The sequence below is a fragment of the Pseudomonas shirazica genome, assembly GCF_015168335.1.
GTDB classification, from domain to species: Bacteria; Pseudomonadota; Gammaproteobacteria; order Pseudomonadales; family Pseudomonadaceae; genus Aquipseudomonas; species Aquipseudomonas asiatica.
This window is the reverse complement of record NZ_CP063456.1, coordinates 2,687,993-2,713,553: the sequence shown is the minus strand read 5'-3', so window position 1 is coordinate 2,713,553 and position 25,561 is coordinate 2,687,993. Positions and strand designations below refer to the sequence as shown.

Annotated in this window: 27 protein-coding genes and 1 pseudogene; 11 read left to right on the top strand and 17 right to left on the bottom strand. The window is 64.0% G+C overall.

Annotated features, from left to right (window positions below):
• Positions 1–202: 202 nt before the first annotated feature.
• Genes IMX18_RS12365 through ureG form a run of 8 tightly spaced genes read left to right on the top strand, consistent with a single transcriptional unit; the run spans position 203 to position 5,771 of the window.
• On the top strand, positions 203–1,036 hold the full coding sequence (locus IMX18_RS12365) for an urease accessory protein UreD (RefSeq protein ID WP_100413517.1): 834 nt from the start codon (positions 203–205) through the stop codon (positions 1,034–1,036).
• Positions 1,037–1,045: 9 nt separating this feature from the next.
• Complete coding sequence (locus tag IMX18_RS12360) at positions 1,046–1,348, top strand: urease subunit gamma (RefSeq protein WP_003256923.1); 303 nt, start codon at positions 1,046–1,048, stop codon at positions 1,346–1,348.
• 19 nt (positions 1,349–1,367) lie between these two features.
• A complete protein-coding gene (locus tag IMX18_RS12355; protein ID WP_015270155.1) occupies positions 1,368–1,685 on the top strand; it encodes an urease subunit beta in 318 nt (105 codons plus the stop codon).
• Complete coding sequence (gene ureC / locus IMX18_RS12350) at positions 1,682–3,385, top strand: urease subunit alpha (RefSeq protein ID WP_013972449.1); 1,704 nt, start codon at positions 1,682–1,684, stop codon at positions 3,383–3,385. The genes IMX18_RS12355 and ureC overlap by 4 nt, the downstream gene beginning before the upstream one ends.
• Positions 3,386–3,395: 10 nt before the next feature.
• Positions 3,396–3,899, top strand: a complete 504-nt coding sequence (gene ureE, locus IMX18_RS12345; protein WP_015270156.1) for an urease accessory protein UreE — start codon at positions 3,396–3,398, stop codon at positions 3,897–3,899.
• Positions 3,900–3,916: 17 nt separating this feature from the next.
• A complete protein-coding gene (locus tag IMX18_RS12340) occupies positions 3,917–4,462 on the top strand; it encodes a HupE/UreJ family protein (RefSeq protein WP_013972451.1) in 546 nt (181 codons plus the stop codon).
• Positions 4,462–5,136, top strand: a complete 675-nt coding sequence (locus IMX18_RS12335; RefSeq protein ID WP_217190537.1) for an urease accessory protein UreF — start codon at positions 4,462–4,464, stop codon at positions 5,134–5,136. The genes IMX18_RS12340 and IMX18_RS12335 overlap by 1 nt, the downstream gene beginning before the upstream one ends.
• 11 nt (positions 5,137–5,147) lie before the next feature.
• Positions 5,148–5,771: an urease accessory protein UreG gene (gene ureG / locus IMX18_RS12330; RefSeq protein ID WP_010953755.1), complete on the top strand. Its 624-nt coding sequence runs from the start codon at positions 5,148–5,150 to the stop codon at positions 5,769–5,771.
• Between the two features lie 184 nt (positions 5,772–5,955).
• Here ureG and IMX18_RS12325 read toward each other — a convergent pair whose 3' ends face one another.
• From IMX18_RS12325 to mcpP, 12 genes and pseudogenes are all read right to left on the bottom strand, one after another.
• Positions 5,956–6,684 (bottom strand): DUF899 domain-containing protein, encoded by a 729-nt coding sequence (locus IMX18_RS12325; protein WP_015270158.1) that lies wholly within the window; start codon positions 6,682–6,684, stop codon positions 5,956–5,958.
• Positions 6,685–6,777: 93 nt separating this feature from the next.
• A complete protein-coding gene (locus tag IMX18_RS12320; RefSeq protein ID WP_137137440.1) occupies positions 6,778–8,979 on the bottom strand; it encodes an LTA synthase family protein in 2,202 nt (733 codons plus the stop codon).
• Positions 8,980–9,114: 135 nt separating this feature from the next.
• Positions 9,115–10,395 (bottom strand): transporter, encoded by a 1,281-nt coding sequence (locus tag IMX18_RS12315; protein ID WP_015270160.1) that lies wholly within the window; start codon positions 10,393–10,395, stop codon positions 9,115–9,117.
• 46 nt (positions 10,396–10,441) lie between these two features.
• Positions 10,442–11,194, bottom strand: a complete 753-nt coding sequence (locus IMX18_RS12310) for a hypothetical protein (RefSeq protein ID WP_054572457.1) — start codon at positions 11,192–11,194, stop codon at positions 10,442–10,444.
• Between the two features lie 46 nt (positions 11,195–11,240).
• Positions 11,241–11,921 (bottom strand): C39 family peptidase, encoded by a 681-nt coding sequence (locus tag IMX18_RS12305; protein ID WP_217190539.1) that lies wholly within the window; start codon positions 11,919–11,921, stop codon positions 11,241–11,243.
• Between the two features lie 62 nt (positions 11,922–11,983).
• Positions 11,984–13,435: a hypothetical protein gene (locus IMX18_RS12300; RefSeq protein WP_039612960.1), complete on the bottom strand. Its 1,452-nt coding sequence runs from the start codon at positions 13,433–13,435 to the stop codon at positions 11,984–11,986.
• Between the two features lie 48 nt (positions 13,436–13,483).
• Positions 13,484–14,062, bottom strand: coding sequence for an adhesin (locus IMX18_RS12295; RefSeq protein ID WP_085719915.1), 579 nt, complete (start codon positions 14,060–14,062; stop codon positions 13,484–13,486).
• A 1-nt stretch (position 14,063) separates the two neighbouring features.
• On the bottom strand, positions 14,064–14,498 hold the full coding sequence (locus tag IMX18_RS12290; protein ID WP_015270165.1) for a hypothetical protein: 435 nt from the start codon (positions 14,496–14,498) through the stop codon (positions 14,064–14,066).
• A 298-nt stretch (positions 14,499–14,796) separates the two neighbouring features.
• Entirely contained in the window at positions 14,797–15,366 is a 570-nt protein-coding gene (locus IMX18_RS12285) for an AAA family ATPase (protein ID WP_054572459.1), read from the bottom strand.
• Positions 15,363–15,929 (bottom strand): nicotinamide riboside transporter PnuC, encoded by a 567-nt coding sequence (gene pnuC / locus IMX18_RS12280; protein WP_015270167.1) that lies wholly within the window; start codon positions 15,927–15,929, stop codon positions 15,363–15,365. Before pnuC ends, IMX18_RS12285 begins: the two co-directional genes overlap by 4 nt.
• A 185-nt stretch (positions 15,930–16,114) precedes the next feature.
• The gene (locus tag IMX18_RS28495) at positions 16,115–16,849 is read right to left on the bottom strand and encodes a methyl-accepting chemotaxis protein (RefSeq protein WP_404940922.1); all 735 of its coding nucleotides are present in this window, start codon (positions 16,847–16,849) and stop codon (positions 16,115–16,117) included.
• Between the two features lie 186 nt (positions 16,850–17,035).
• Positions 17,036–17,659, bottom strand: a pseudogene (gene mcpP / locus IMX18_RS28490) (methyl-accepting chemotaxis protein McpP); the annotation flags it as partial.
• A gap of 389 nt (positions 17,660–18,048) precedes the next feature.
• On the opposite strand from mcpP, the gene IMX18_RS12270 reads away from it, so the two are divergent.
• Positions 18,049–18,879 carry an undecaprenyl-diphosphate phosphatase gene (locus IMX18_RS12270; RefSeq protein WP_015270169.1) on the top strand — a complete coding sequence of 277 codons (831 nt, stop codon included), beginning with the start codon at positions 18,049–18,051 and terminating at the stop codon, positions 18,877–18,879.
• Positions 18,872–19,285, top strand: coding sequence for a DUF1294 domain-containing protein (locus IMX18_RS12265; protein WP_102083858.1), 414 nt, complete (start codon positions 18,872–18,874; stop codon positions 19,283–19,285). Before IMX18_RS12270 ends, IMX18_RS12265 begins: the two co-directional genes overlap by 8 nt.
• Positions 19,286–19,405: 120 nt before the next feature.
• Here IMX18_RS12265 and IMX18_RS12260 read toward each other — a convergent pair whose 3' ends face one another.
• On the bottom strand, positions 19,406–19,765 hold the full coding sequence (locus IMX18_RS12260) for an MmcQ/YjbR family DNA-binding protein (protein ID WP_043935581.1): 360 nt from the start codon (positions 19,763–19,765) through the stop codon (positions 19,406–19,408).
• Entirely contained in the window at positions 19,758–20,660 is a 903-nt protein-coding gene (locus IMX18_RS12255; protein ID WP_015270172.1) for a LysR substrate-binding domain-containing protein, read from the bottom strand. Before IMX18_RS12255 ends, IMX18_RS12260 begins: the two co-directional genes overlap by 8 nt.
• A gap of 133 nt (positions 20,661–20,793) precedes the next feature.
• Between IMX18_RS12255 and IMX18_RS12250 the strand changes: the two genes are divergently transcribed.
• Positions 20,794–21,405, top strand: a complete 612-nt coding sequence (locus IMX18_RS12250) for an FMN-dependent NADH-azoreductase (protein ID WP_003258995.1) — start codon at positions 20,794–20,796, stop codon at positions 21,403–21,405.
• A gap of 154 nt (positions 21,406–21,559) precedes the next feature.
• Here the strand turns inward: IMX18_RS12250 and IMX18_RS12245 are convergent, their stop codons facing one another.
• The 3 genes from IMX18_RS12245 to IMX18_RS12235 form a co-directional block, all read right to left on the bottom strand.
• Entirely contained in the window at positions 21,560–22,762 is a 1,203-nt protein-coding gene (locus IMX18_RS12245) for an NAD(P)/FAD-dependent oxidoreductase (protein WP_015270173.1), read from the bottom strand.
• Positions 22,763–22,831: 69 nt separating this feature from the next.
• Positions 22,832–23,431: a helix-turn-helix domain-containing protein gene (locus IMX18_RS12240; protein WP_015270174.1), complete on the bottom strand. Its 600-nt coding sequence runs from the start codon at positions 23,429–23,431 to the stop codon at positions 22,832–22,834.
• A gap of 39 nt (positions 23,432–23,470) precedes the next feature.
• The gene (locus IMX18_RS12235; RefSeq protein WP_013972469.1) at positions 23,471–25,423 is read right to left on the bottom strand and encodes an oxidoreductase; all 1,953 of its coding nucleotides are present in this window, start codon (positions 25,421–25,423) and stop codon (positions 23,471–23,473) included.
• Positions 25,424–25,561 lie beyond the last annotated feature (138 nt).

The window sequence follows — 25,561 nt, the reverse complement described above, 5'->3', positions numbered from 1 at the left end:
CTGCCTTGTGCGCCATCTCCCTCTATGCCCGATGCCAGAGCGGCCATGGCAAAAACTTCATCTTCGTTCACCTGCGGAGTTGGCCCGCAACCTGCTATATCCAGCCTGCGAATTTGATCGAGTGGTCAGGGCGCGCACGCCATAGCCGTGCGTGCCTGCCACTCTAAACGGCCAGCAGGCCACGGATTTCAGGGGCCGCAGGATGTCGCTCGCGGAGCAGATCGAACAACAACACGACGATGCCGGCTGGAGCGCTCACCTGCAGTTGCGCTTCGTCAGGCGCGACAAGGTGACCCGCCTTGGTGCGTGGCGGCATTTCGGACCTCTTTTGGTGCAGCGGCCATTCTATCCCGAAGGTGCACCGTGCCATGTCTACGTGCTGCACCCTCCTGGTGGGATCGTCGCTGGCGACCGCCTGGAGCTGGATATCCAGCTGGAGCCGGGCAGCCACGCGCTGCTGACCATGCCGGGCGCCAGCAAGTTCTACCGCAGCATCGGCCCGACCGCGCGGCTGGCCCAGCGTTTTCACGTGGCCGCCGACAGCACCCTGGAGTGGCTGCCGCAGGACAGCATCTTCTTCTCCGGTGCCCGCGCCAGCCTCGACAGCCGTTTCACCCTCGAACCGGGCGCGCGCCTGCTGGCCTGGGAAACCCTGTGCCTGGGGCGCCCGGTGATGAACGAGCGTTTCGAGCAGGGTGCCCTCGACAGCCGCCTGCACATCGAACTGCCCGACGAAGTGGGCCTGCACGAGCGCCTGCGCGTCGAAGGCGGGCGCCTGAGCAAGCTTGGCGGGCATCCGCTGCTGGCCACCTTCTGCGCCGCACCCGCCGACCAGGCTGTGCTGGATCTGGTGCGCCCGCTGCTCGACGAGATGGCCAACCCGGCCGGCGCGACCCTGCTCGGGTCGTTGCTGGTGATCCGCGTGCTCGACCATGACAACCAACACCTGCAACGCACCCTGCAACGCCTGTGGCATGTGCTGCGCCCGGCCGTCCTCGGCCTGCCGGCCTGCCCACCGCGTATCTGGGCCACCTGAGAGAGCGCCATGGAGCTGACCCCGAGAGAGAAAGACAAACTGCTGCTGTTCACCGCCGCGCTGCTGGCGGAGCGGCGCCTGGCCCGTGGCCTGAAACTCAACTACCCGGAAGCGGTGGCGTTGATCAGTGCCGCCGTGCTCGAAGGCGCCCGTGATGGCCGCACCGTCGCCGAGCTGATGAGCCTGGGGCGTGAAGTATTGAGCCGCGAGCAGGTAATGCCTGGCATTGCCGAAATGCTCCACGACGTGCAGGTCGAAGCGACCTTCCCGGATGGCACCAAGCTGGTGACCGTGCATGACCCTATCGTCTGAAATTGCCCAGGAGCCCCGCATGATCCCAGGTGAAATCCAGGTCGCCGCCGGCGACATCGAGCTGAACAGCGGCCGCGCGACAGTCAGCGTCAGCGTGGCCAACCATGGCGACCGGCCGGTGCAGGTCGGCTCGCACTACCACTTTTACGAAGTCAACGAGGCGCTGGTGTTCGAGCGCGCGCCTACGCTGGGCTTTCGGCTGGACATCCCCGCGGGTACCGCCGTGCGCTTCGAGCCTGGCCAGGCGCGTACCGTGCAACTGGTGGCATACGCCGGCAAGCGCGAGGTCTACGGCTTCCAGGGCAAGGTGATGGGCGCGCTGGAGGGCAGGGCATGAGCCGCATTTCCCGCCAGGCCTATGCCGACATGTTCGGCCCCACCGTGGGCGACCGCGTGCGCCTGGCCGACACTGCGTTGTGGGTCGAGGTGGAGCACGACTTCACCATCTATGGCGAAGAGGTGAAGTTCGGTGGCGGCAAGGTCATCCGCGATGGCATGGGGCAGGGCCAGATGCTGGCTGCCGAAGCCATGGACCTGGTACTGACCAATGCCCTGATCATCGACCACTGGGGCATCGTCAAGGCCGATATCGGTATCAAGCACGGGCGTATCGCGGTGATCGGCAAGGCTGGCAACCCCGATGTGCAGCCGGGCGTGAACGTGCCAGTGGGCCCCGGCACCGAGGTGATCGCGGCCGAGGGCAAGATCGTCACCGCCGGTGGTGTCGACTCGCACATCCATTTCATCTGCCCGCAACAGGTGGACGAGGCGCTGAACAGCGGTGTCACCACCTTCATCGGCGGCGGTACCGGGCCAGCCACCGGCACCAACGCCACCACCTGCACGCCCGGCCCCTGGTACCTGGCACGCATGCTCCAGGCTGCCGACAGCCTGCCAATCAACATCGGCTTGCTGGGCAAGGGCAACGCCTCGCGGCCGGAAGCGCTGCGCGAGCAGATCGCAGCCGGCGCCGTGGGCCTCAAGCTGCACGAAGACTGGGGTTCGACACCAGCAGCCATCGACTGCTGCCTGGGCGTGGCCGAGGAAATGGACATCCAGGTGGCGATCCACACCGACACCCTCAACGAGTCCGGCTGCATCGAAGACACCCTGTCGGCGATCGGCGACCGCACCATCCACACCTTCCACACCGAGGGTGCTGGTGGCGGTCACGCCCCGGACATCATCCGCGCGGCAGGGCAGGCCAACGTGTTGCCGTCCTCGACCAACCCGACCCTGCCGTACACGGTCAACACCGTGGACGAGCACCTGGACATGCTCATGGTCTGCCACCACCTGGACCCGAGCATCGCCGAAGACGTGGCCTTTGCCGAGTCGCGCATCCGCCGCGAAACCATCGCCGCCGAGGACATTCTCCACGACATGGGCGCCTTTGCCATGACTTCGTCCGACTCCCAGGCCATGGGCCGGGTTGGCGAGGTGGTGCTGCGCACCTGGCAGGTGGCCCACCAGATGAAGCTGCGCCGCGGGCCACTGGCGCCGGACACCAGCTACAGCGACAACTTCCGGGTCAAGCGCTACATCGCCAAGTACACCATCAACCCGGCCCTGACCCACGGCATCGGCCACGAAGTGGGCTCGGTGGAAGTCGGCAAACTGGCCGACCTGGTGCTGTGGGCGCCGGCGTTCTTTGCGGTCAAGCCGGCCCTGGTCATCAAGGGCGGGATGATCGTCACCGCGCCCATGGGTGACATCAACGGTTCCATCCCCACGCCGCAACCGGTGCATTACCGCCCGATGTTCGGCGCCCTGGGCGCGGCGCGGCATGCCACGCGCATGACCTTCCTGCCCCAGGCGGCGATGGACCGTGGCCTGGCCGAGGAGTTGAACCTGCGCAGCCTGATCGGCGTGGCCCACGGCTGCCGCCGGGTGCGCAAGCCCGACATGGTCCACAACACCTTGCAGCCGCTGATCGAGGTCGATGCGCAGACCTACCAGGTGCGTGCCGACGGTGAACTGCTGGTCTGCGAACCGGCCCGCGAACTGCCGCTGGCCCAGCGTTACTTCCTGTTCTGAAGGAGCACCGATGATTGTCTTGACCCGCCGTATCACCGAGCCCGGCCAGCTGGGCGAAACCGGCACCGTTACCCTGGACGTGGACAGCCGCATAAAGAGCCGCCTGCGGGTGACCCTGGATGATGGTCGCGAGGCCGGGCTGATGCTCGAACGCGGCCACCTGCTGCGCGGAGGCGAACTGCTGGCCGATGCCGAGGGCACCCAGCTGATCCGTGTGCTGGCGGCGCCCGAGGCGGTGTCCACGGTGCGCTGCGCCGACCCGCACCTGCTGGCCCGCGCGGCCTATCACCTTGGCAACCGCCATGTACCGCTGCAGATCGAACCCGGCCTGCTGCGCTTCCAGCACGACCACGTGCTGGACGACATGTTGCGTGGCCTGGGCCTGACGGTAGAGGCCGAACAGGCGCCGTTCGAGCCTGAAGCGGGCGCCTACCAGAGCGCACCGCACAGCCACAGCCATAGCCATGCCCACGGCCACGATCACCCGTTCGTGCGCCTGCCTGCCCATTCCTGAACTGCCTGGAGCAACCAATGAAAAAGACTTTCGCCCTGTTTCTGCTGATGCTGGCTCTGCCTGCCTTCGCCCACCCCGGGCACGACGCCAACCCGCTGCAGGACGGCCTGCTGCACCCGCTGACCGGTCTTGACCACCTGCTGATGCTGCTGGGCACCGGTGTGCTCGCCGCGCTGACCCGGCGCAGCCTGACGCTACCCCTGGCAACCCTGGCGGCGATGTTCGGCGGCGCGGTATGCGGCCACCTGTTCGGCGATGTGCTGGGCATGGAAACCCTGATCGCCCTGTCGCTGCTGGTGGCTGCCGGTGCCGTGCTGCTGCCCAGCCGCCAGCTGCTGCTGGCAATGGCCATGCCGGTGTTCGCCCTGTTCCATGGCTGGGCCCATGGCGTGGAAGCCACGCCAAGCGCGTTCTGGCAGTTCAGCGCCGGCTTCGTCACGGTCAGCGGCCTGTTGCTGGCGGCCGGCTTTGCGGTCGGTTGCCTGTTGCGCAGGCATAGCGGCCTGCAGAAGGCCTTTGGCGGCGGCCTGCTGGCCGGCGCCGCGCTGGTACTGGCTGGTTGATGGGCAGCGACCTGGCGCTGTTGCGCCTGCTGCAGCTGGCCAGCCCTAGCTTGCCGGTGGGTGGCTTCACCTACTCGCAAGGCCTGGAGTGGGCGGTCGAGGCGGGCTGGGTACGGGACGTGGACGGTTTCGCTGCCTGGCAGCGCGAGCAGATCGACGACACCCTGGCCTGCCTCGACTGGCCGGTGCTGGCGCGCTTGTACCACGCCTGCCAGGCCGAGGACGCCGAAGCCTTCGGCCACTGGAGCCGCTTTCTGCTGGCCAACCGTGAAACCGCCGAGCTGCGTCTGGAAGAACAGCAGCGCGGCGCGGCGCTGGCACGGCTGCTGGACGGCTGGCAACTGGGCCAGGCGCCAGCCTGGCGGGCCAGCCTAGAACTCACCCAGCTGGGCGGTATGGCCTGGCTGGCTGCGCACTGGGCGATCCCACTGCGCCAGTTGGCCCTGGGCCATGGTTTTGCCTGGCTGGAGGGCGCGGTAATGGCCGGGGTCAAGCTGGTGCCGTTCGGCCAGCAGGCCGCCCAGACCTTGCTGCGCGACCTGGGGGCAGGGCTGCCCGCGGCCCTCGACCAGGCACTGGGCCTGGGCGATGACCAGCTTGGCGGCGGCCTGCCGTTGCTGGCCATTGCCTCATCGCGACACGAAACCCAATACACCCGTTTGTTCCGTTCCTGAGGACTGCCTGCATGCAAAGCTATCAACAACCACTGCGCGTCGGTGTCGGCGGCCCGGTCGGCTCCGGCAAGACGGCGCTGCTCGAAGCCCTGTGCAAGGCCATGCGCGACCATTACCAGATCGCAGTGGTCACCAACGACATTTACACCAAGGAGGACCAGCGTATCCTCACCGAAGCCGGGGCCCTCGAGCCGGAGCGCATCGTCGGTGTGGAAACCGGCGGCTGCCCGCACACGGCGATACGTGAAGATGCCTCGATGAACCTGGCGGCGGTCGAAGCCCTGGCGCGCAAGTTTGGCAACCTCGAGGTGATCTTCGTCGAAAGCGGCGGTGACAACCTGAGTGCCACTTTCAGTCCGGAGCTGGCCGACCTGACCATCTACGTGATCGACGTGGCCGAAGGCGAGAAGATCCCGCGCAAGGGTGGGCCGGGGATTACCAAGTCGGATTTCCTGGTGATCAACAAGACCGACCTGGCGCCCTATGTGGGGGCTTCGCTGGAAGTGATGGAGCGCGATACCCAGCGCATGCGCCCGCAGCGGCCATGGACCTTCAGCAACCTGAAGAAGGGCGAGGGGCTGCAGGCGGTGATCGACTTCATCGTCGAGCGCGGGATGTTGGGTGTGCGCGGCTGAAGACTATGTGCTGCACTTGAGGATGCTTGGCCGCTGCGCGGCCCCTTGTAGGAGCAGCCTTGTGCTGCGAAGAGGCCCGTACTGGCTATGCAGATCTGTTGCCTGTACCGGCCTCTTCGCAGCACAAGGCTGCTCCTACAAAGGACGTGCCAAGCGAGTGATAAGCGATATGTATTGCCTCTCGTTATTTGTGGCAGCAGTTGGGCTTGTCCGGCTGCCCTTCATAACGGTCGTGGTGCCGCACCCAGTCCATGGTCCCGGCCTCGTTGCGCCCCAGTGGCGCGATGTCGAGGAAGTTGTAGGTGTTGACCAGGATGTCCAGCCCGCGGGCATAGGTCGAGTAGGTGTGGTACACGCTGCCGTCCGGCTCGCGGTAGAACGCACTCAGCCCGGGAAGCTCGCTTTCATCGCCCTCATATGGCTCATAGTTGTACTGCCGCTGGCCCTCGCTGCCGACGCTGACGCCAAAGTCCTCGTTGAAGCCGCTGCCATGTGACGAATACCAGGGAAACTGCCAGCCCATGCGCCGGCGGAATGCCTGGAACTCGGCATACGGCGCACGCGACACCGCCACCAGCGACACGTCGTGATGGGCCAGGTGCAGGTTGGCGCCGTCAAAGTGGTCGGCCAGGAATGAGCAGCCGTGGCAACCTTCGCTCCAGCCTTCGGCGAACATGAAGTGGTAAACCAGCAGTTGGCTGCGGCCTGCGAACAGGTCGGCCAGGCTCAGTTCGCCGTCCGGCCCCTGGAAGCGATACTCGTGCTCCACCTTGACCCAGGGCAGGGCGCGACGGGCTGCGGACAGCGCGTCGCGGTGGCGGGTGAAGGCCTTTTCGTGCAGCCACAGCTGCCGGCGGGCCGCCAGCCACTGGCTGCGGGAAACCACCGGGTGCCTGCTTTCGCTCGTGCTCATGGTGTTATCTCCACATTGGGTGATTCACACACTAGTCGAGCACGGGCGGGTTAAATCGACAGGTCGCGGCGGCCCAGCGATGAGTGGTACCGTTCAGCCCGAATGGGCGATATGCCCTTCGGTCAGCTCATCCGCTGCTTCATCTTCCCCTGGCAGCGCGGTTATCACACTGAAGTCGCTGATTTCCACCTGACCACCACCATAGCCCAGCAAATGGAAGGAAAACGCTTTGCGCGCGGTCGGGTTGTCGAAGCTGAACTCCATTTCCAGCGGCTCGTCGGCGGTGACTTTCACTTCGTAAGGCAAGCCCAGCGGTACGTCCTGCTCCAGCTGTTTGGCCTTGAGCTGGATATAGGCTGCGCGCTTGGGGTCCAGCGAACGTACCTTGACCCGTACGCGGGTATGCGAACCCTCGGGCATTTCCAGGTACTGGGCGCCGATCAGGTTGTCGGCCCAGTCATCTTTGATGCGCTTGCGCAGCTGGATCGGCGATGGGCCGCCGAACTGGTAACGCAGGTTGAGCGGTGTCTGCAGCAGGGACTGGTCGAGCACCCCGGCGAGGGCACCGATCTGCTGGCCCAGCAGGCTGTCGCCCAGGCCAAGGTAACGTGCCTGGTCGGCGATGAAGCCCTCGCTGGCGTAACGCCGGCAGCGCTGCTGGAAGTCGCATTCGGTGAACACACCCCGGCCGTCGTGATAGCGCAGCATGCCGTTGGTGTAGGAGATCATTTCACGACCGCTGTCGTAATCGCGGTACAGCGAGCGACCGCCGAGCGCCATGGGGATGGGCAGCGCAAAGTAGTCGAGCAGCGAGGTGGCCAGGTCGATATGGCCGTAGGTGCCCCGCTTGATCCGTGGCAACTGCGCCTGCTCCGGCGCCAGGGTGAGGTTGAAGCCCCAGGACGAGGCCAGGCGCACACCGTCGATGCCGTGGGACTCGTCGGAAGTCACCACCACCAGGGTGTCCTTGAGTACGCCCTGGCGTTCGAGGTTGTCGAGGAATGCACCGAGCGCATCGTCCAGGTAGGCGACTGCCGCCTGTTTCGGCGTGTCGTAGCGCTCCATGTACTCGAACGGCGCCGAGTAGGGCTGGTGGGTGCCCACGGTGAGCAGGGTCAACATCCATGGCTTGTCCTGCTTTTGCAGCTGGCCGACGTAGTTCAGCGCCCCCTCGAAGAAGGAGCGATCATCCTTGCCCCAGGGGAAGTCCAGGTAGTTCTTGTTGCGGAACCACTCCTGGCCGTGCACCGAGTCAAAGCCGATGTGCGGCATGATGCGGTCCTTGGCCATGAAGCGCAGGCCGGCACCCTGCAGGTAGTGGGTAGTGAAACCGGCCTGGCGCAACTGCGCTGGCAGGCAGGCCTGGTTGCGATCGTTCTGGGTCAGCAGCTCCATGCCCTTGGGCGTGCCGTTGGCCAGCTTGTCATAGTCACCGCAGAGCATCGCGTACAGGCCACGGATGGTCTGGTGGGTATGCAGCACGTAGTCCGGGGTGTTCATGCCGCGCTCGGCCCACTGGCTGAGCTTTGGCATCAGCTCTTCGTCGAAGCGGCTGTGCAGGGCCTGGCGGTTGGGCCGCAGGTAGGCCCCGGGGATGCCTTCCACGGTGATGATCAGCAGGTTGCGGGCGTTGCCTGGCCCGGCGAGCAGCCGCTGGCCATGCAGGTCGGACTGGGTCAGGCCGGTACTGGCCAGAGGGGTGAAGGTATGTGTGCGGCCCATCCAGCCTTCGACCTGGCGCTGCAGGTTGCCGGCCCCGGCCGACAGCAACTGGTGGGTGAGGTTGTATTGCCGCCATTGGTCGGCGTCGGAAGGTACCAGTTGCTGGCTGCCCCAATGGGCGCCAAACAGCAGCAGCGGAATGGCCCAGGCCTTGCGTGGCACCGGCTGGCTGCGTTGGCTACGGCTGCGCCAGGCGATGGCCAGCCAGCCCAGCAGGCCGGTGCCCATGATCAAGGGCAGCCAGGCATGGGCCAGGCCACCACCGGTCGAGTTTTCCATGAACTGCGGGTCGAGCAGGTATGTCAGGTCAGCGCTGGTGGGCAAACGGCCAACCGCGCTGACCAGTTCGGCCGAAGCCACCCAGAGGGCCGCCCAGGCCAGCAATACGGGGAGCGCCAACCACCACGGCCGACGGTGCAGCAGCAAGACCAGCAGGCTGCCGAGTGCGAGGTCGGACAGGTAACCGAGCGGGTTGGACCAACCCAGCATGGCGCGCGTACCCAGTGGGATCACCAGTACCAGGGTCGCCAGGGCGACAAGCCGGGTACGTGGGTGGTCTGACAGGTTCTTCACGAAAACATCCCTTTTGCCATTAAATCGTCATGCAACTGTGCTTGATGATAACAGGCCGTGGCATGGAAGGCGGTCCGGGACAAGGCTGGTAACCAAAACCGGGCCCTTTAGCGCGGGCCCGGCCGATGGCAAGTATCAGAAGTAGTAGGGGAATTTCAGGCTGAAGGAAAAGTCCGGTGCGTCATCGGTCAGACCAATGGACAGGTTGGGCACGATGGTCAGGTTGTCGGTGGCGGCGAAGGTCATGCCGATGTTGAAGTTGGCTGCGTTGTAGTCGCTGTTGGAGATCGACTGCCAGTCACCACCATCCGGCTTTATCTTGCTCTTGCGGGCGAACTGGTCGGACACCGAGAACGACATGCTCATCTTCTCGTTCAGGGCAAAGGCGATACCGCCGCCGATCTGCCAGGAGTCGCCCAGCTTCACGTCGCCGGGTACCTTGCTGTTGACCTGTGGGCTGATGTCGCTGAACGAGTCTTCCATGTTGTAGGTATAGGACAGGCTGCCGAAGAGCACGGCCGGGTCGAACGTCTTGACCAGCGAGATGCCCGGCGTGATCGACCAGACGCCGTTGCCGGTCGGCAGGCTTTCCGGTACCGACAGGTTGTCGTTGCCCTCGACCTGGCGCAATTTGATGCCATAGGGGTCTTTGCCGGTCGGTGCCTTTATGCGCAAGGTAGCGACGGCGTCAGGCCAGGTCTCGTCTTCGTCGAGGAACTTGTAGGCGACGCCGACGTTGACGTCGCCAATTTCCGGGTCGCGGGTTACGGTTTCGTCCGAGGTGCTCGCCCCGGCTCCCCCCGCACCGCCGGAAGAGTAGGTGGATTCGCGGTACACCACCGGGACGTTGATGTCGAACTGCCAACGCTGGGCGAGGTTGTAGCGGGCAGTCATGTCCAGGGTCCAGTTATCTGCCTTCACCCGGTCAAGGTTGATACTGCCGAGGAAGATCGAGTCCAGTGCCAGGAAGCCGTTGAGCACCAGCGCCCGAGTATCGTAGTGGGTATAGGTGACACCGGTCTCGAAGCTGAACTTGCCGCCGCCGAAGAAGCCGCTGGCCTCGTCATACAGGTTGGACACGCTCTGTGCCGGTTCGGCGTCGGCGGTCAGCGCCTGACCATAGGAGCTGCCGGTGGTGCCCGGTGCACCCGATGCCACCGTCTGTGCGCCCTTGACCCCTTCGGCCGGGGACCTGACCAGGCGTTTGGGCGGTGGTGCTGCCGGGGTTTCCTCGACCTGGCGTACGCGCTGCTCCAGCACCATCAGCGCTTGCTGCTGGGCTTCGTAGCGACGTTTCAGCTCCATCAGTTCCTGCTTGAGAGCCTCAACCTGCGGGTCGGAGGCGGCGTAGAGCAATGTGGCCGGGGCCAAGGTGGTCAAACACACAAAAACTTTGAGCGATAAAGATCGGTGCATGGAATTGCCGTCCCTGCCGACTTCTTTTGATGAGACTGAGCGTAGATCAGTATCCGAATGTGCGAAGTCCTTTGAGCTGATCGAGGCTACCGTTCAGCGAAGCGGCTGTTGGCACGCTTTCACGCATCACCACATTGAGCGTGGTGACGTTGTTCACCCTGTTGCCATTGCCCAGCAGCGTCGAGTTCTGCATCAGGCCACCCTGCGCCAGACGCTGCACGCTGCTGCCCTGGTTGTTACTGGCATTGATATTGAACTGCACCCCTACGCCGCTGGCAGACACACTCAGCGCACCCGCGCCGTTTTCGCCCGTCAGCGTCTGGCCGTTGGCCAGTGCTTGGCCCTGCGGCTGCATGGCGGGCGCCTGGTTGGCCTTGGAGACATTGATGGCGACATCGTTGTAGGCGGTGTTGTTGTCGCCAGCGGCGCGTACCACCTGGGTAACACCCTCTGTGGTGTTGAGGCCGGCACCGCCCGTGACGGTACCGGTACCTGGTGCGGTGGATCCAGCTGACGTTGTGCCGGTGCCGCTTTCGTCGATCAACGACACATAGAATTGCGGTTTGATGGTCGACTGCTGAATCTGCATCGTGCTCGTGGCACCGATCACGTCCCCTTTGGCATTCTGCCAGGTGCTGGACATGACAATGCCGAAACTCACGATCCGCCCCGGCATCACGTAGCGGCCACGCAGGGTCGCCAACTCATGGTCCTTCAGCTCGATGGGCTTGAACGTTTCGGCATGGGTGGGAAGGCTGACGGCCAGGCATGCGATCGCGAGCCAGAATGGGTTCTTCATTGGGGTGCTCCCCGGAGCCTCGTGCTCCTTGTCGTTGCAAGAGTCGTTAGAAGAAGTCGCTTTTGATGAAACCGAAGTCCAGCAGCTCTGCATCCTGCACCGGGGTGAAGTTGTTCACCCGGCCCTTGGCGGTCAGCGGCAGGGGCGGGTCGAGCAGGATGTTGTGCTTGTCGTAGCCTTGGCCGATGACGGCGAAGATGATGCCGTTCCAGCCCTTGAGAAAATCATCGATCTTGTAACGCTTGTGGCCCAGTACCGGGTCACCGATATACACCCAACCCTTGTCGACCTTCTGCATGACCACGAAGTGCTTGTAGCCGCGCACGTCCATCAGCACCACGACCGGGATGCGCACGCTGTGCAGGGTCTCGGGTGCGACCCGGTAGCCGCGGGCACGCATCCCCAGGCTTTCCACGTAGCGTTTCATGTCGAGCATCGAGAAGCCTTGCGTGCGCACCAGGTCCTGGTCGGCGTGGGCCAGCATACCTTCGATGATCTGTTGCTCGTCCACATCCAGCCAGTAGGCCTGGCGCAGGATGGTGGCCAGCGCGGCGGCGCCGCAGCTGAAGTCGGTTTTCTGTTGCACCAGGTCAGCGAACTTGCGCTCGCGTACGCTCTGGATGGGCTTGAACACCACGGCGCCGCCCGGCAGGACGGACAGCGGCATTTGTGCAGCTTCGCTCATGCTGGCCAGGCACAGCAAAAACGCCAGGGCAATGATGCGCATGATCGGATGCCTTCCGGTTCTGTTGAAGAAAGGCCCCCCGAAGGGGGCCTCAAGCACAGCGATCAGAACGAGGTGTTGGAGATGGCCAGCGAGTTGCTCTGCTGGTTGCCCACACCGGCTGCCACGTTCACGCCCAGGTTGCCACTGCCGCCATTCACCGAACCACTAAGGGTTGCAGTGTTGGTAACAGGGTTTGCCCATCCGGTCGGGGTCAGCACTTGGAAGGACACGGTATTGCTCAAGTCGTAGGCACTGCTTTCGCTGTAGCTCTTCGACACGTCGTTCGACGATTGAGACGATTTCTCGCCAGACTTTTCAAACGCCGATTCCGATGCATTGGCATAGGACGACTCGTGAGCCTTCTCATACGAGGAGTCGCGAGACTTCTCGTAGCTCGATTGGCGAGCCTTGTCATACGACGAGTCGAATGCCTTCTCGAACGACTTGTCGTAAGAGCTTTCCCGCGAGTGGTCGACATCCACATTGAGCGATGCATTGAGCGAGGCATCGAAGCTGTCGGTGCGAGTGCGCTCGTGACGGCCGTAATCGGTGCTCGTGGTGCGGGTCGCATCGGCTGCCGCAGCCAGGGAGGCGCTCAGGCTGGCACTGCTGGACGAACTGGCGTTGCCGGACATCGAACCACTGGCATTCCAGCTGTTGGAGCCGCTGGCAGTGGAACTGTGCGAACCACTGGCGTTCATGCTGCTCGAACCGCTGGAGTTCCAGCCACTGGAGCCACTGGAGCTGGCACTTCGCGAGCCGGCCACGCTGAAGCTCGATGACGAGCTGCGGTCGTCGGTCGAATTGAACGTGCCCTCACGCGAGCTGGAACCGCTCTTGGTGGTGGTGATGGTCAGCGTATCCACCCGGTAGGTGCGGTCGGCGCCGTTGTTCACCGTCAGGCCTGGGCCGTTCTGGTCGGCAGAGGCGGTGGCAGTGGCATTGCCCAGCGGGGCACCGGTGTTGGCGATGGCCATGGTGTTCTTCTGCTGGTTCAGGTCGCCGCCAGCGATGTTGATGCCGACGTTACCCTCGGCACCATCGGCCGAGCCGGTCATGACTGCCGAGTTCTGGGTGGACCAGTTGTCGACACGGTTGTTGTTGCTGAACTGGCGAACGTCAGCGGTGGCTTCGGCGGTGCCGAACACGAAGCTGTTGTCCAGGCTGGACTCGGACGATGCATTGGCAATAGCCGCAGCATTGTCCTGCTGGTTGCCGTTACCGGCTGCCACGTTGACACCCACGTTGCCGCTTGCACCCGTGGCCGAGCTGCTCATTTCGGCTTCGTTGATGGTGCCTTGGTTGGTGATGGTATTACCCGTGCTGCGTTGGCTGTCCATGGCGTTGGCTGTGGCATACACAGGGATCCGGGTGGGAGGAGGGGTGTGATGCCCGTTATTGTGGTGACCATTGTGGTGCCCGCCACGCCGGTCGTTCTGATCAGCTTGTACAGCAACAGCCATGACCGCAGCAATTGCGAAAACCAGAGGCTTGATTGCCATCGAGGGTTTCATGGTGATTCTCCGTACTTTTAGGTTAAGTGTTGTTCTTAACTGGATGGGTCAATCCGCGACCCGGATGCTCAAGGTGTTGGCCATTCGGTTTCCCACCCCGGCACTCTGGTTCAACTGAATCACTCCACGGCTACCGGTGAAGGCCTGGTCACTGGTGGTGACCTGGCGATTGCCAGTTGAAGTGTCAATCGGACCGGAGTTGTTGAGCAGCGCCACGTTCTGTTGCATGAGGACGCTGTCGTCGATGCTTTGCGGCTGTGCACCGAGACTGATGCTCAGTGCGTTCGCTTGCTGGGTGTTGGCGCCGGCGCTCTGGTTGACCCCCAGGGCGCCGCTACCGTTGCTGAAGGCGTCGCCCTGTATGGTCGCGCGCGCGTCCATCGCGGAAGTTGCGGGGGCGTTCAGCCGTTGGCGGATTTGCGTGGTGGCGCCAGCCTCGGGCCCTGCGGCGAAGGCGCGCGCGTTGGCCTGTTGCTGTTGGTCGCCGGCTGCCTGGTTGACCGACAGGTTGCCCTGGTAACGGCTGCCCGAGCTGTCGATGTCGGCATTGTTGATCACGGGGACCGGGGATTGCGCGAAGGCCGATGTACTGCACAGCGTGACCAGGATCAGCAGCGTGTGCTTCATCTCACTTGCCTCCGGTCAGGATCTGCAGCGGCGCCAGGCCGCGCTGCACACTCGAGTTGACCATGTTCGAGATGCCATTTCCCGAGCCTGTACCGCGGCCACCGGCCAGGTTGGGCAGTTGGGATTGGTTATTGAGGTTGCCGCCCAGGTTGTTGGTCTGCTGGGTAATCAGGGTGCTGATGCCCGCACCGCTGCTGATGTTGGCGAAGTCGCCATCACTCAGTTCGTTGGTTTGCTTGAGGATGTGAGCGGAAGGATTGGCATTGACGGTGGTGGGGTTGGGGTCGGGTCTTAACGGCGGGACCACAGCGTTGCGTGTCTGCACATCACGGGTTATCACGATGATGCCGTTGTCGGCCTGGGCCGTCAGGCTCAACGAACCCAGCACATAGCCCATCAGCAGCAGGTGATAAAGGCGTTTGTCAGTTTTCCTCACGACGGCAACTCCTTCAATGAGCGCTGGCCCTGTTCAGCGATGTGAACGAGGGAGCAGAAGGTGTGCCGCTTTCGAGAAGCGGTTTCAGATCAAAAGGTTAAGGTAGGCACCATGACAAGCTGCGGCATATTCTGTCTCAGGGCTGAAACAGGCAGCCGCGAGTGGTGCAGGCAGAGCCAGTGTTGGCCTTGATTGGAAGGGTTTTTGCAGGAGTGTTTCAGCGCCTTGACATTACTTTCGATGCCCCGCAAGACCTCATGTTTTCAGGGGCTTCGCCCCACAAGGGTGTGTCAGTGGGTTAACACTCGGTGGGGTAGGATGGCGTATTGCTATCAATGAGCTTAGCTACTGTTTGCAGTGCCAGCAACTGGCGTTGTGGCCAATTGCCCTCAATTATTTTGTACGCCTGCTCATGCCGTTGCAGCCAGTGCAGGCTGTCGTCGAAAAAGCGCTGGCGGTCGCGCAGTTCGGGCTGGCTGCGCTGGCCATCGGCAACCCAATCCACACCTTGCGGGCTCAGCAGCAGGTGCAGGTGGTAATGCCGCGCCAGCAACGCCTGTTCCAGCCAGGCCGGGCAGTCGCCGAACAGGGCGTGGCTCCAGAGCATGTTGCTGAGCAGGTGAGTGTCGAGAATCAGTAGCGACGGTGCCTGCTCACGGGCCTGGTCTTCCCAGGCCAGCTGACCACGAGCGATGGCAGGGATATCGGCATAGCAGGTGTCGCGGCGTTCCTGATCGATGAAGTGGCGCACGTATTCGGCCACCACCACGCCGCCGAAATGCGCCTGGATCACACCGCTGAGCCAGCTCTTGCCACTGGATTCCGGGCCGCACAGCACCAGTACTTTCATGGATTGTGCCGCGCTCATGGCTGCACCAACGCCGGGTCACGGCGCCATTCCAGCCAGCCGCGCACGGCAATCAGGGTGAGCACGGCGAAGAAACCGGCGGTGAAGTACAACTGCTGGTGCAGGTACTGGCCCACGTAGACGATATCTACCACTACCCACAGCGGCCAGCACTGCAGGCGCTTCTGCGCCATCCACAGTTGTGCCACCAGGCTGAAGCCGGTCAGGGTAGCGTCCAGCCAGGGCAGGACGGCGTCGGTCCAGGTGGCCATCGCCGCGCCCAAGGTGGCGCTCAACAGCACCCCGCCGGCCAAACCGACGAGCAATGCCGGGCGCTGCAGGCGGGTGACCTGGCGGGCGTCTTCAGCATGGCCCGGGCGCTTCCATTGCCACCAGCCGTAGACCTGCAGGATGGCATAGGCCAGTTGCAGCAACATGCCGGAGTACAGCTTCACCTCGTAGAACAGCCAGCCATAGATCAGCACCATGACCAGACCGATGGGCCAGCACCAGGCATTCTGCTTGACCGTGAGCCAGACAGCGGTGACGCCGAGGACGGCGGCGATGAGTTCAAGGCCGGACATCGGCGATCCTTGGAGACTGCGGGGGAAGGGCGCGATTGTAGCGGGTCGGCCGGGGAAGGTGTAGGGCGTTGGGGTCTTTGGGGCTGCTTTGCAGCCCATCGCGACACAAGGCCGCTCCTACAGGGGGACGCGATCGTCTGTAGGAGCGGCCTTGTGTCGCGAAAGGGCGCAAAGCGCCCCCGGCATTATACGCGGAACTGCCGCAACAGCTGCTCCAGCTCTTCGCTCAGCTGCCCCAGCGCCATCCCGGCATCGCTGGATTGGCGCGCTGCATCGGCGGTCTGCTGAGACAACCCGGCAGTATCCAGCACGTTGCGGTTGATCTCTTCTACCACGTGCGACTGCTGCAAGGTGGCGCTGGCGATCGAGGCATTCAACGCCGTGAGGTTGTTCAGTGATTGGTTGATGGCATCCAGGCTGGCACCGGCCTCGCGGGCCTGCTCGACCGTCTGGCGCGAGGCCTCGCTGCTGGTGTCGATGGCTTTGACCGCAGCGTCCGACTGGCTTTGCAGGTGCTCGATCATGGTATGGATCTCGGCCGTCGACTGCGCCGTGCGCTGGGCCAGCAGGCGCACCTCGTCGGCGACCACGGCAAAGCCACGGCCCTGCTCGCCGGCCCGCGCCGCCTCGATGGCCGCATTCAGCGCCAGCAGGTTAGTCTGTTCGGCGATGGAGCGGATCACATCCAGTACACCACCGATGCGCGTGCTGTGCCCGGCCAGTTCACGGATCACCTGCACGGCCTGGTCGATGGTCAGCGACAGCCGGTCGATCTGCGCCAGGCTGCCGTGAATGGCCTCCTGGCCGTGTGCCACCTGCTGTTGCGCGGTGCGCATTTCACCGGCGGCCTGCTCGGCGGTCTTGGCCACGTCTTGCACGGCGTAAGTCACTTCGTTGACCGCGGTGGCCACCTGGTCCATCTGCAGCGATTGCTGGGCGCTGTGCTGCTGCGCGGCACCGGCGTTGTCGCCGACATGCCCGGCGGATCGGGCCAGGGCATGGGCCGCGCCTTGCAACTGGCCGACCACGCCTTGCAGCTTGCCATTGAAGCGGTTGAAGTGCTCGCCCAGGTGGGTGATTTCGTCCCGGCCGTGAGTGTCCAGGCGCCGGGTCAGGTCGCTTTCGCCGCTGGCGATGTTGCCCATGGCCTGCACTGCTTCCTGCAACGGGCGGGCGATGCTGCGCGCAATCAGCATGACCACCAGCGCCATCAGCAGGGCGATGGCCACGCCCACCAGCGAGGCGTCGCGCAACTGGCGGGTGAATTCGGCCTGCACGTCATCGACGTACACGCCTGAGCCGATGATCCAGCCCCAGGGCTTGAACAGCTGGATGTAGGACGTCTTGGCCACCGGCTCGCTGGCACCGGGCTTGGGCCAGCGGTAGTTGACCGGCCCGGCGTCCTGCTGCCGAGCCAGGGCGACCATCTCGTTGAACACGGCAAAGCCGTCGGGGTCGCGGATGGCCGACAGGTCCTGGCCGTCGAGCTTGGGGTTGGCCGGATGCATGATCATCTTCGGCCCCAGGTCGTTGATCCAGAAGTAGTCATCGTGGTCGTAGCGCAGCGCCCGCACCACTTGCAGCGCCTGTTGCTGGGCCGCTTCACGGCTGAGCGTGCCGGCTGCCTCCAGCTCTTGGTAATAGGCCAGCACACCGGCTGCGGTCTGCACCACGTGGCGGGTTTTCTCCGCTTTGGCCTGGTACAGGTCACCGTGGATCTGGCGCAGCATCAGCAGGCCCAATACCACCAGCATGGCCACCGCCACCAAAAGGATCAGCCACAGACGGCGGCTGATAGACATCGATCTCAGGGTTTTCATACCACAGCTCCCGCATTGTTCTTTTTATTCAGGCGCATCCAAGCATGCTTTGCGCGAGGCCCCCACACGACTAATGGCTAAGTGCTATCCATTCAATAGTCTGCAGCAGTTTGTACAAGGTGATTGCGAAGGCGCTCTGCTAGGATTTCGGCCGCGCAAGATGAAACCTTTAGGCGGCGTGAACTTTTCTACTGGCATTACGCCCAACAGTCGCTGTAAAACAGCCGGGCCGCGCGCGGCAATTTCAAGCAAATCAAGAACAAGGGGCCTGCAACGAGCAGTGCTCCATCGGGGGAACGATGGATTTTTGGACTGCCTTCCAGGCAATCATCTTAGGCGTGGTCGAAGGGCTGACGGAGTTTCTGCCGATCTCCAGTACCGGCCACCAGATCATCGTCGCCGACCTGATCGGGTTTGGTGGCGAACGGGCCATGGCTTTCAACATCATCATTCAGCTGGCGGCGATCCTGGCGGTGGTGTGGGAGTTTCGCGGCAAGATCTTCGACGTGGTCTTCGGCCTGACCAGCCAGCCCATGGCGCGGCGTTTCACCGGTAACCTTTTGCTGGCTTTCCTGCCGGCAGTGGTGCTGGGCGTGCTGTTCGCCGACCTGATCCACGAATATCTGTTCAACCCGATCACCGTGGCGGCTGCGCTGGTGGTGGGCGGGGTGATCATGCTCTGGGCCGAGCGCCGCGAGCACCGTGTGGAGGTAGACCACGTGGACGACATGCGCTGGAGCCACGCGCTGAAGATCGGCTTCATCCAGTGCCTGGCGATGATCCCGGGCACTTCGCGCTCCGGCTCGACCATCATCGGTGGCCTGCTGTTCGGCCTGTCGCGCAAGGCAGCGACCGAGTTCTCGTTCTTCCTGGCGATGCCGACCATGGTCGGTGCGGCAGTGTATTCGGGCTACAAGTACCGCGACCTGTTCCAGCCTGGTGACCTGCCGGTATTTGCCATTGGCTTCGTGACTTCGTTCATCTTTGCCATGATCGCCGTGCGTGGCCTGCTCAAGTTCATTGCCAACCACAGCTACGCGGCGTTCGCCTGGTATCGCATTGCCTTTGGCCTGCTGATTCTGGCGACCTGGCAGTTCGGCTGGGTTGACTGGGCGACGGCCCATGGCTGAGGCGTCACGGGGACAAAGGGTGGAGGGCGTACGTAATGTGCGCCTGAAGCTGCTGCTGTTGGGCCTGCTGTGCCTGCTGCCGGGCCTGGGCGCGGCGCGCATGGCCTGGATCGACCAGGCCTGGTGGCCGCTGGCGCTGTACCCGGCAATGAGCCTGATCAGCCTGTTGCTGTATTGGCAGGATAAACAGCAGGCGCGTACCCAGGCCTGGCGTACGCCAGAGAAGGTGCTGCATGCCAGTGAGCTGCTGGGCGGCTGGCCGGGGGCACTGCTGGCGCAGCAGCTGTATCGGCACAAGACTCGCAAGGTGTCGTACCAGCTGGTGTTCTGGGGGATTGTGCTGGTGCACCAGGTGTTCTGGGCGGACTGGCTGTTTCTTGGTGGGCGGTATCTGCCCTTCAGTTGATATGTGATTGTGCCGGGCTCTTCGCGGGCTTGCCCGCTCCCACAGGATTTTCACTGCCCTCAAGGTCTGTGGAGTACCTGTAGGAGCGGGCAAGCCCGCGAAGAGGCCGGCACAGGCTAGCTAGATTACCAACCCCACCTGCAACCGCTTCGGCAACCGCCGCACCACCAGCTGGTGCGAGCGCTGCAACAGATCACACAGCTCCTCACGCCCCATGGGGTAGGGCGATGCCATGCTGATCCACCGCGCCCGTGCCAGGTACGGCGCAGGCCGCACCCCCGGGCGGTCGCAGTAGCCAAGAAACAGTTCGTCGGCCACTTTGAACGACAACCCCGCACCCGCCAGGTCGAGCACCGCGAACATCTTGTTGCCTGCTACGGAGAACACCCGGATGCCGCCCCATTTGTAGTCTTCCCGCGCACCCGGCAGGCTCAGGCAGAACGCTGCCACCTGGGCTTCGCTCATGTTCCGCTCAGACATACTTTTCTCCACAGGCCTCGAACGACGCCGCCAGGTGGTCGATCCATACCCGTACCGCAGGCAGCAAGCCGCGCCGGTGCGGGTACACCGCCTGCAGGTAGCCACCCGGCAGCGACCAGTCCGGCAGCAGGCGCACCAGTTCGCCACGCTCCAGTTCTTCTTCACAGAACATGCTGGGCAGCGCGGTAAACCCGAGGCCTGCCCGTACAGCAGCATTACGTACTACGAAATCATCGATGGCAAGGCGCGGTTCCAGGGCGATTTCCTGCTGTTTGCCGTGGGGGCCGAACAGCCGGAAGTGTACCAGCCGGTCCGCCTCGGCAGCGCCCAGCACCGGCAATGATGCCAGTTGGCCCGGTTCGCGGATGTGGTCGGCGAAACCGGGCGCTGCAACCAGTTGCATCTGCGCCTGGCGCAGGCGGCGGGTGACCAGGGCCGGGTCTTCATCGCCCAGGTCGCGTACGCGCAGGGCCACGTCGATACCTTCGGAAATGAGGTCTACCCGGCGGTTGAGCAGCACCATGTCCAGTTGCACCAGCGGGTACTGCGCAAGAAAGCGGCTGATCACATCCGGCAGAAAGGCGTGGGCCAATGCCACCGGGCACGACACCCGCAAGCGCCCGCGCGGTTCGCTGCTCATGCTGGCCACGGCTTCGTCGGCGGCTTCGGCTTCCAGCAGCATGGCCTGGCAGTGGTGCAGGTAGCGCTCGCCCACCGCGGTGAGCTTCAGTTGCCGTGTAGTGCGTTGCAGCAGGCGCGTGCCCAGGCGTTCTTCCAGCTCGGCGATACGCCGCGAAAGGCGCGATTTGGGGATGCCCAGCTGGCGGCCCGCTGCGGCGAAACCGCCGGCTTCGACCACGCGGGCGAAGTAGAAAAGGTCGTTGAGGTCTTGCATGGGAATGTCTCACTGTTCCACCAGTAGGACAAACTAACGCATTTTTGCTGCCTTATCAGCCATTGTTGATGTCGGTAGGATTCTCCCCATCGTGATCGCCCAATGTCGCGGTCTTCATTCACAGGAGAATCCCATGAAACTGTTGCACATCGATTCCAGCATCCTGGGCGACAATTCCGCCTCCCGCCAACTGAGCCGTGAAGTGGTCGAAGCCTGGAAAGCCGCCGACCCGAGCGTGGAAGTGGTGTACCGCGACCTGGCCGCTGACGCCATCGCCCACTTCTCCGCGGCAACCCTGGTAGCGGCTGGCACCCCGGAAGACATGCGTGACGCAGCCCAGGCCTTCGAAGCTAAGCTGAGCGCGGAAACCCTGGAAGAGTTCCTGGCTGCCGATGCCGTGGTGATTGGTGCGCCGATGTACAACTTCACCGTGCCGACCCAGCTCAAGGCCTGGATCGACCGCGTTGCCGTCGCCGGCAAGACTTTCCGTTACACCGAAGCCGGCCCGGAAGGCCTGTGCGGCAACAAGAAGGTAGTGCTGGTGTCCACCGCCGGTGGCCTGCACGCTGGCCAGCCGACTGGCGCCGGGCATGAGGACTTCCTCAAGGTATTCCTGGGTTTCATCGGCATCACCGACCTGGAAATCGTCCGCGCCCATGGCCTGGCCTATGGCCCTGAGCACCGCAGCCAGGCGATCGATGCTGCCCAGGCGCAGATTGCCAACGAGCTGTTTGCTGCTGCCTGATCGAAGGTACGCGATCGAATGTAGGAGCGGCCTTGTGTCGCGATGGGCCGCGAAGCGGCCCCAGGGTTTCAGCGTTGACGCCGAGAATTCTGGGGCCGCTTTGCGGCCCATCGCGACACAAGGCCGCTCCTACAGTGATCGCGTCGGCCTGGTGTCAGGCCACTGGAATAGCCGGGTCAGCCGCTGCCAGCGCCGCAGCACGTTCGGCCGCCGGTGGATAGATCCACACGGTATTGATCTGCGCCTTCAAAACCTTGGCTTCGGCCTTGTCCTCCGGTGGCGACACCGTGCGTTGCCACCCTTCGGTATACACCGCCCCCCAGGCCCCAAGGTCCAGGCAGGTCACGTACTTGGGCTGGCTGTAGGTCTTCGGTGCCACGCCAATCAGCTCGGCCGCCGCATTGTTGCCCGCATGACGCCCCAGCGGAATCGCATGCTGGCAGGACATCACCGCATGATTGCCAGCCTCGTCGCAGGCGGCGTAGGCCACATCACCCGCCGCGTACACGGCATCATTGCCTTTCACCTTGAGATTGCCATCGACATGCAAGCGGCCCTGGCGGTCGCGCTCGCCACTGATCTGTTCGGTGAGCGGGTTGGCCTTGAAGCCCACGGTCCAGATCACCGTGCTGGCGTCGATGCGCTGGCCGTTGTCCAGCACCACGCCGGCAGGGTCGACCGAGGCTACCGTGGCGCCACAGATCCACTCCACGCCCAGGGCCTCGGAGGCCTGCTCGATGGCGGGGCGGATGCCGTCACCCAGGGCCGCGCCAATCCTCGCCCCACGGTCGACCACCACCACGCGCAACGCTGCGTCCTCGCCGAGGATTTCGCGCAGGCGGGCCGGCAGTTCGGTGCCGGTCTCGATGCCGGTAAAACCTCCACCGGCCACCACCACGGTATTGCGCGCCGGTGTGTCGGGCAGGTTGGCCAGTGACTTCAGGTGGGTTTCCAGGCGCGCGGCGCTGTCGAGCTTGTCGACATCGAACACATGCTCGATGCCGACCATGTCGGGCCGGTTGAGCACGCTGCCGCAGGCCATGATCAGGCGGTCGTAGGGCAGGGTGCATTGGGTTCCGCTGCGGGTGCGATAGCCCACACGGCGGGCCGCTTCATCTATATGAAAGGCCGTGCCCTGCACGAAGCGGACGTTGGCGGCATCGAACAGCTCCTGCAACGGCGCGGCCATGGTATGTACGTCGGGTTCGTAGAAGCGCGGGCGCACATGCAGCTCGGCCTGGGGTGCAAGCAAGGTGACCTCGACATCCTTGCGGCCATGGAGGTCAAGCTGGCGGGCGGCGCTGAGCGCGCTCCACAGGCCGGCAAAGCCCGCGCCTATGATCAGGATCTGCTTCATGGTTGTGCTCCTCTAAAGTTCGGTTAACAAGGTAGACCCTGTTGCTGGATATTGGGGAGCGAGCATGCTTCAGAATGTTGGCGGCGTGATCACCCAGATCACCACGGCATCGACTTCGCCGGGGTTGCCGTAGCGGTGCGGTTCCTGGCTCGAGAAGCTGAAACTGTCTCCTTCACCCAGCTGGAAATGCCGCTCGCCCACCCACAGCTCGAAGCTGCCGCTAAGGATGTAGCCGGCCTCTTCACCGTCGTGGCTGTAGCTCTGTTGGCTGTAGCTGCCCGGAGGGAAGCGCGAATGCAGGATTTCCAGCTGACGGTTGGGCTGGGGCGTGAGCAGTTGATCGACGATACCGTCTTCGTAATGCACGCTCAGGCGGCTGTTGCGTCGTACCACATAGCCCTGGTCTTCGGGCGCAGTGATGGCTTCGCTGGCGAAGAACCACTGGATGGTCACCCCCAGGCTGCGGGCGATGTTGAACAGCGCCGGAATCGATGGATAGGAGAGGTTGCGCTCCAGCTGGCTGATGTAGCCGGCGGTCAGCTCACTGTGCGCGGCCAGCTCCGCCAGGGTCATGCCACGGCGCTTGCGCAGGCCGCGAATGCGGCTGCCGAGAAACTGCGGCGCGGCGCCCCCGGCTTCGCTGGCGGGGGGCTGGGGGAGTTGGCTCATGCACGTCGGTCCATCGTAAAAGCCGCAGTATGTACAGCCTCAGAGCGCCCAGGCAACCGTCAGGCCATCGTGAATCGCTTCTTCGGCGGTACGCGGCGCCAGGCAGTCGCCAATGCGGCGCACCTCGACCAAGCCAGCCAGCTCCGTTGCCAGGCGGTCTTCCGGTTGATGGCCCTGGCACAGTACCAGGGTGTCGATGCCTTCGAAGATCATCGGTTCGCCGCTGGCGGTGTGCTGCAGGTACACCGTGTTGTCGTCGCAGCCATACAGGCGGGCATACGGTGTGATGGGAATACCCAGGCGATGCAGCTCGCCGGCCAGTTGGTCGCGCACGTACAGCGGCAGGCTTTCGCCGCAATGGGTGCCATTGACCGCCAGCTGCACCTGGTGGCCGTCGCGTACCAGGCGTTCGGCGATGCCGGGGCCGATCCAGTCGCAGCGCCAGTCGATCACCAGTACCGAGCGGCCCGGTTTTGCTTCACTGCGCAGTATTTGCCAGGCATCCACCACCTGTAGATCACCGGTGCGCTCGAAGGCCGGCCAGTAGGGGGTGGCACCGGTGGCGGCGATCACCAGGTCGGGGCGTTCCCGTTCGACCAGTGCGCGGTCGACCCGGGTGTTGCGCACCACTTCCACGCCCGCCAGGGCCATTTCCCGTTGCAAGTTGGTGCTGGCGCCACCGAACTCGCTGCGCCGTGGCAGCAACTGGGCCAGCAGCACCTGGCCACCGAGCTGCGGGCCAGCCTCGTACAGCGTGACCTGATGCCCGCGCGCAGCGGCCACGGCGGCGGCTTTCATGCCGGCGGGCCCGCCACCGGCCACGAGGATGCGCTTGGGGCGGGTGGTGGGTGGCAGTTGCTCGTACTGCAACTCGCGGCCAGTCTCCGGTCGCTGGATGCAGGAAATGGGCAGGCCGCGGTGGAAATGGCCGATGCATGCCTGGTTGCAGGCGATACAGGCACGTACGTCTTCGACCTGGCCATGCTCGGTCTTGTTGGGCATCTGCGGGTCGCATATAAGCGCGCGGGTCATGCCGCAGACGTCGGCCTGGCCACGGGCCAGGATCAGTTCGGCTTCCTGGGGCTGGTTGATACGCCCGGTGACGAACAGCGGGATGCCCAGGTGTTGTTTGAAGGTGCCGGCCTCACGGGCCAGGTAGGCCGGTTGAATAGCCATCGGCGGCACGATATGCACGGCGCCGCCGAGGGACGCCGACGTCCCGGCAACGATGTGCAGGTAGTCGAGCTGGCCTTGCAAGGCAACCGCTGCGGCCAGCGATTCATCCTCGCTCAGCCCCTGGCTGTCGCGCTCGTCGGCACTGATGCGCAGGCCGATGATGAACTGTTCGTCGGTAGCCGCGCGTACGGCGGCCAGCACTTCGCGCAGGAACCGCAGGCGCTGCTCCAGCTCACCGTTGTAGCCATCCGAGCGCTGGTTTACCCGCGGGTTGAGGAACTGCGCAGGCAAGTAGCCATGGCTGGCCACCACTTCAACGCCATCCAGCCCGGCCTGGTGCAGGCGGCGGGCAGCGCTGGCATAGCCCTGGACGATCTCGTCGATCATCGCTTGGTCCAGTGCGCGCGGCATCACCCGGAAGCGTTCATTGGGTACCGCGGACGCCGAGTAGGCCACCGCCAGCAAACCGTCCGCCGACTCCATGATCTCCCGCCCGGGGTGGAACAGTTGTGACAGCACCACGGTGCCATGCTCATGGCAGGCCTCGGCAAGCTGGCGGTAGCCGTCGATGCAGGCATCGTCGGTGGCCATCAGCACATGCGAGGTGTAGCGAGCGCTGTCATGCACCCCGGCCACCTGCAGCACGATCAGGCCCACGCCACCGGCGGCGCGGGCGCGCTGGTAGGCGATGAGCTTGTCGTTGACCAGGTTGTCGGTAGGCAGGCAGGTGTCGTGGCCGGTGGACATGATGCGGTTCTTCAAGCGTTTGCCGCGGATCTGCAAGGCTTCGAACAGATGAGGGAAGGCGGTCTGCATACAGGCGGCTCCGGTGCGATGTTGTTCTTGTTCTTTTATAAAAGTGTAGCGACAGTAAAAAATCAACTTGTTTTTTAACTGGTCGGCGACTAGGTTTTCCTCACCCTCGTGGCGAGGGCGTGACCTCACAACAACAAG

Excerpts from the sequence above, each read along its gene's own strand:
- IMX18_RS12365 (WP_100413517.1), top strand. The coding sequence starts at position 203 with ATGTCGCTCGCGGAGCAGATCGAACAACAACACGACGATGCCGGCTGG.
- IMX18_RS12360 (WP_003256923.1), top strand. The coding sequence starts at position 1,046 with ATGGAGCTGACCCCGAGAGAGAAAGACAAACTGCTGCTGTTCACCGCC.
- IMX18_RS12355 (WP_015270155.1), top strand. The coding sequence starts at position 1,368 with ATGATCCCAGGTGAAATCCAGGTCGCCGCCGGCGACATCGAGCTGAAC.
- ureC (WP_013972449.1), top strand. The coding sequence starts at position 1,682 with ATGAGCCGCATTTCCCGCCAGGCCTATGCCGACATGTTCGGCCCCACC.
- ureE (WP_015270156.1), top strand. The coding sequence starts at position 3,396 with ATGATTGTCTTGACCCGCCGTATCACCGAGCCCGGCCAGCTGGGCGAA.
- IMX18_RS12340 (WP_013972451.1), top strand. The coding sequence starts at position 3,917 with ATGAAAAAGACTTTCGCCCTGTTTCTGCTGATGCTGGCTCTGCCTGCC.
- IMX18_RS12335 (WP_217190537.1), top strand. The coding sequence starts at position 4,462 with ATGGGCAGCGACCTGGCGCTGTTGCGCCTGCTGCAGCTGGCCAGCCCT.
- ureG (WP_010953755.1), top strand. The coding sequence starts at position 5,148 with ATGCAAAGCTATCAACAACCACTGCGCGTCGGTGTCGGCGGCCCGGTC.
- IMX18_RS12325 (WP_015270158.1), bottom strand. The coding sequence starts at position 6,684 with ATGAGCACGAGCGAAAGCAGGCACCCGGTGGTTTCCCGCAGCCAGTGG.
- IMX18_RS12315 (WP_015270160.1), bottom strand. The coding sequence starts at position 10,395 with ATGCACCGATCTTTATCGCTCAAAGTTTTTGTGTGTTTGACCACCTTG.
- IMX18_RS12310 (WP_054572457.1), bottom strand. The coding sequence starts at position 11,194 with ATGAAGAACCCATTCTGGCTCGCGATCGCATGCCTGGCCGTCAGCCTT.
- IMX18_RS12305 (WP_217190539.1), bottom strand. The coding sequence starts at position 11,921 with ATGCGCATCATTGCCCTGGCGTTTTTGCTGTGCCTGGCCAGCATGAGC.
- IMX18_RS12300 (WP_039612960.1), bottom strand. The coding sequence starts at position 13,435 with ATGAAACCCTCGATGGCAATCAAGCCTCTGGTTTTCGCAATTGCTGCG.
- IMX18_RS12295 (WP_085719915.1), bottom strand. The coding sequence starts at position 14,062 with ATGAAGCACACGCTGCTGATCCTGGTCACGCTGTGCAGTACATCGGCC.
- IMX18_RS12285 (WP_054572459.1), bottom strand. The coding sequence starts at position 15,366 with ATGAGCGCGGCACAATCCATGAAAGTACTGGTGCTGTGCGGCCCGGAA.
- pnuC (WP_015270167.1), bottom strand. The coding sequence starts at position 15,929 with ATGTCCGGCCTTGAACTCATCGCCGCCGTCCTCGGCGTCACCGCTGTC.
- IMX18_RS28495 (WP_404940922.1), bottom strand. The coding sequence starts at position 16,849 with ATGGACCAGGTGGCCACCGCGGTCAACGAAGTGACTTACGCCGTGCAA.
- IMX18_RS12270 (WP_015270169.1), top strand. The coding sequence starts at position 18,049 with ATGGATTTTTGGACTGCCTTCCAGGCAATCATCTTAGGCGTGGTCGAA.
- IMX18_RS12265 (WP_102083858.1), top strand. The coding sequence starts at position 18,872 with ATGGCTGAGGCGTCACGGGGACAAAGGGTGGAGGGCGTACGTAATGTG.
- IMX18_RS12260 (WP_043935581.1), bottom strand. The coding sequence starts at position 19,765 with ATGTCTGAGCGGAACATGAGCGAAGCCCAGGTGGCAGCGTTCTGCCTG.
- IMX18_RS12255 (WP_015270172.1), bottom strand. The coding sequence starts at position 20,660 with ATGCAAGACCTCAACGACCTTTTCTACTTCGCCCGCGTGGTCGAAGCC.
- IMX18_RS12250 (WP_003258995.1), top strand. The coding sequence starts at position 20,794 with ATGAAACTGTTGCACATCGATTCCAGCATCCTGGGCGACAATTCCGCC.
- IMX18_RS12245 (WP_015270173.1), bottom strand. The coding sequence starts at position 22,762 with ATGAAGCAGATCCTGATCATAGGCGCGGGCTTTGCCGGCCTGTGGAGC.
- IMX18_RS12240 (WP_015270174.1), bottom strand. The coding sequence starts at position 23,431 with ATGAGCCAACTCCCCCAGCCCCCCGCCAGCGAAGCCGGGGGCGCCGCG.
- IMX18_RS12235 (WP_013972469.1), bottom strand. The coding sequence starts at position 25,423 with ATGCAGACCGCCTTCCCTCATCTGTTCGAAGCCTTGCAGATCCGCGGC.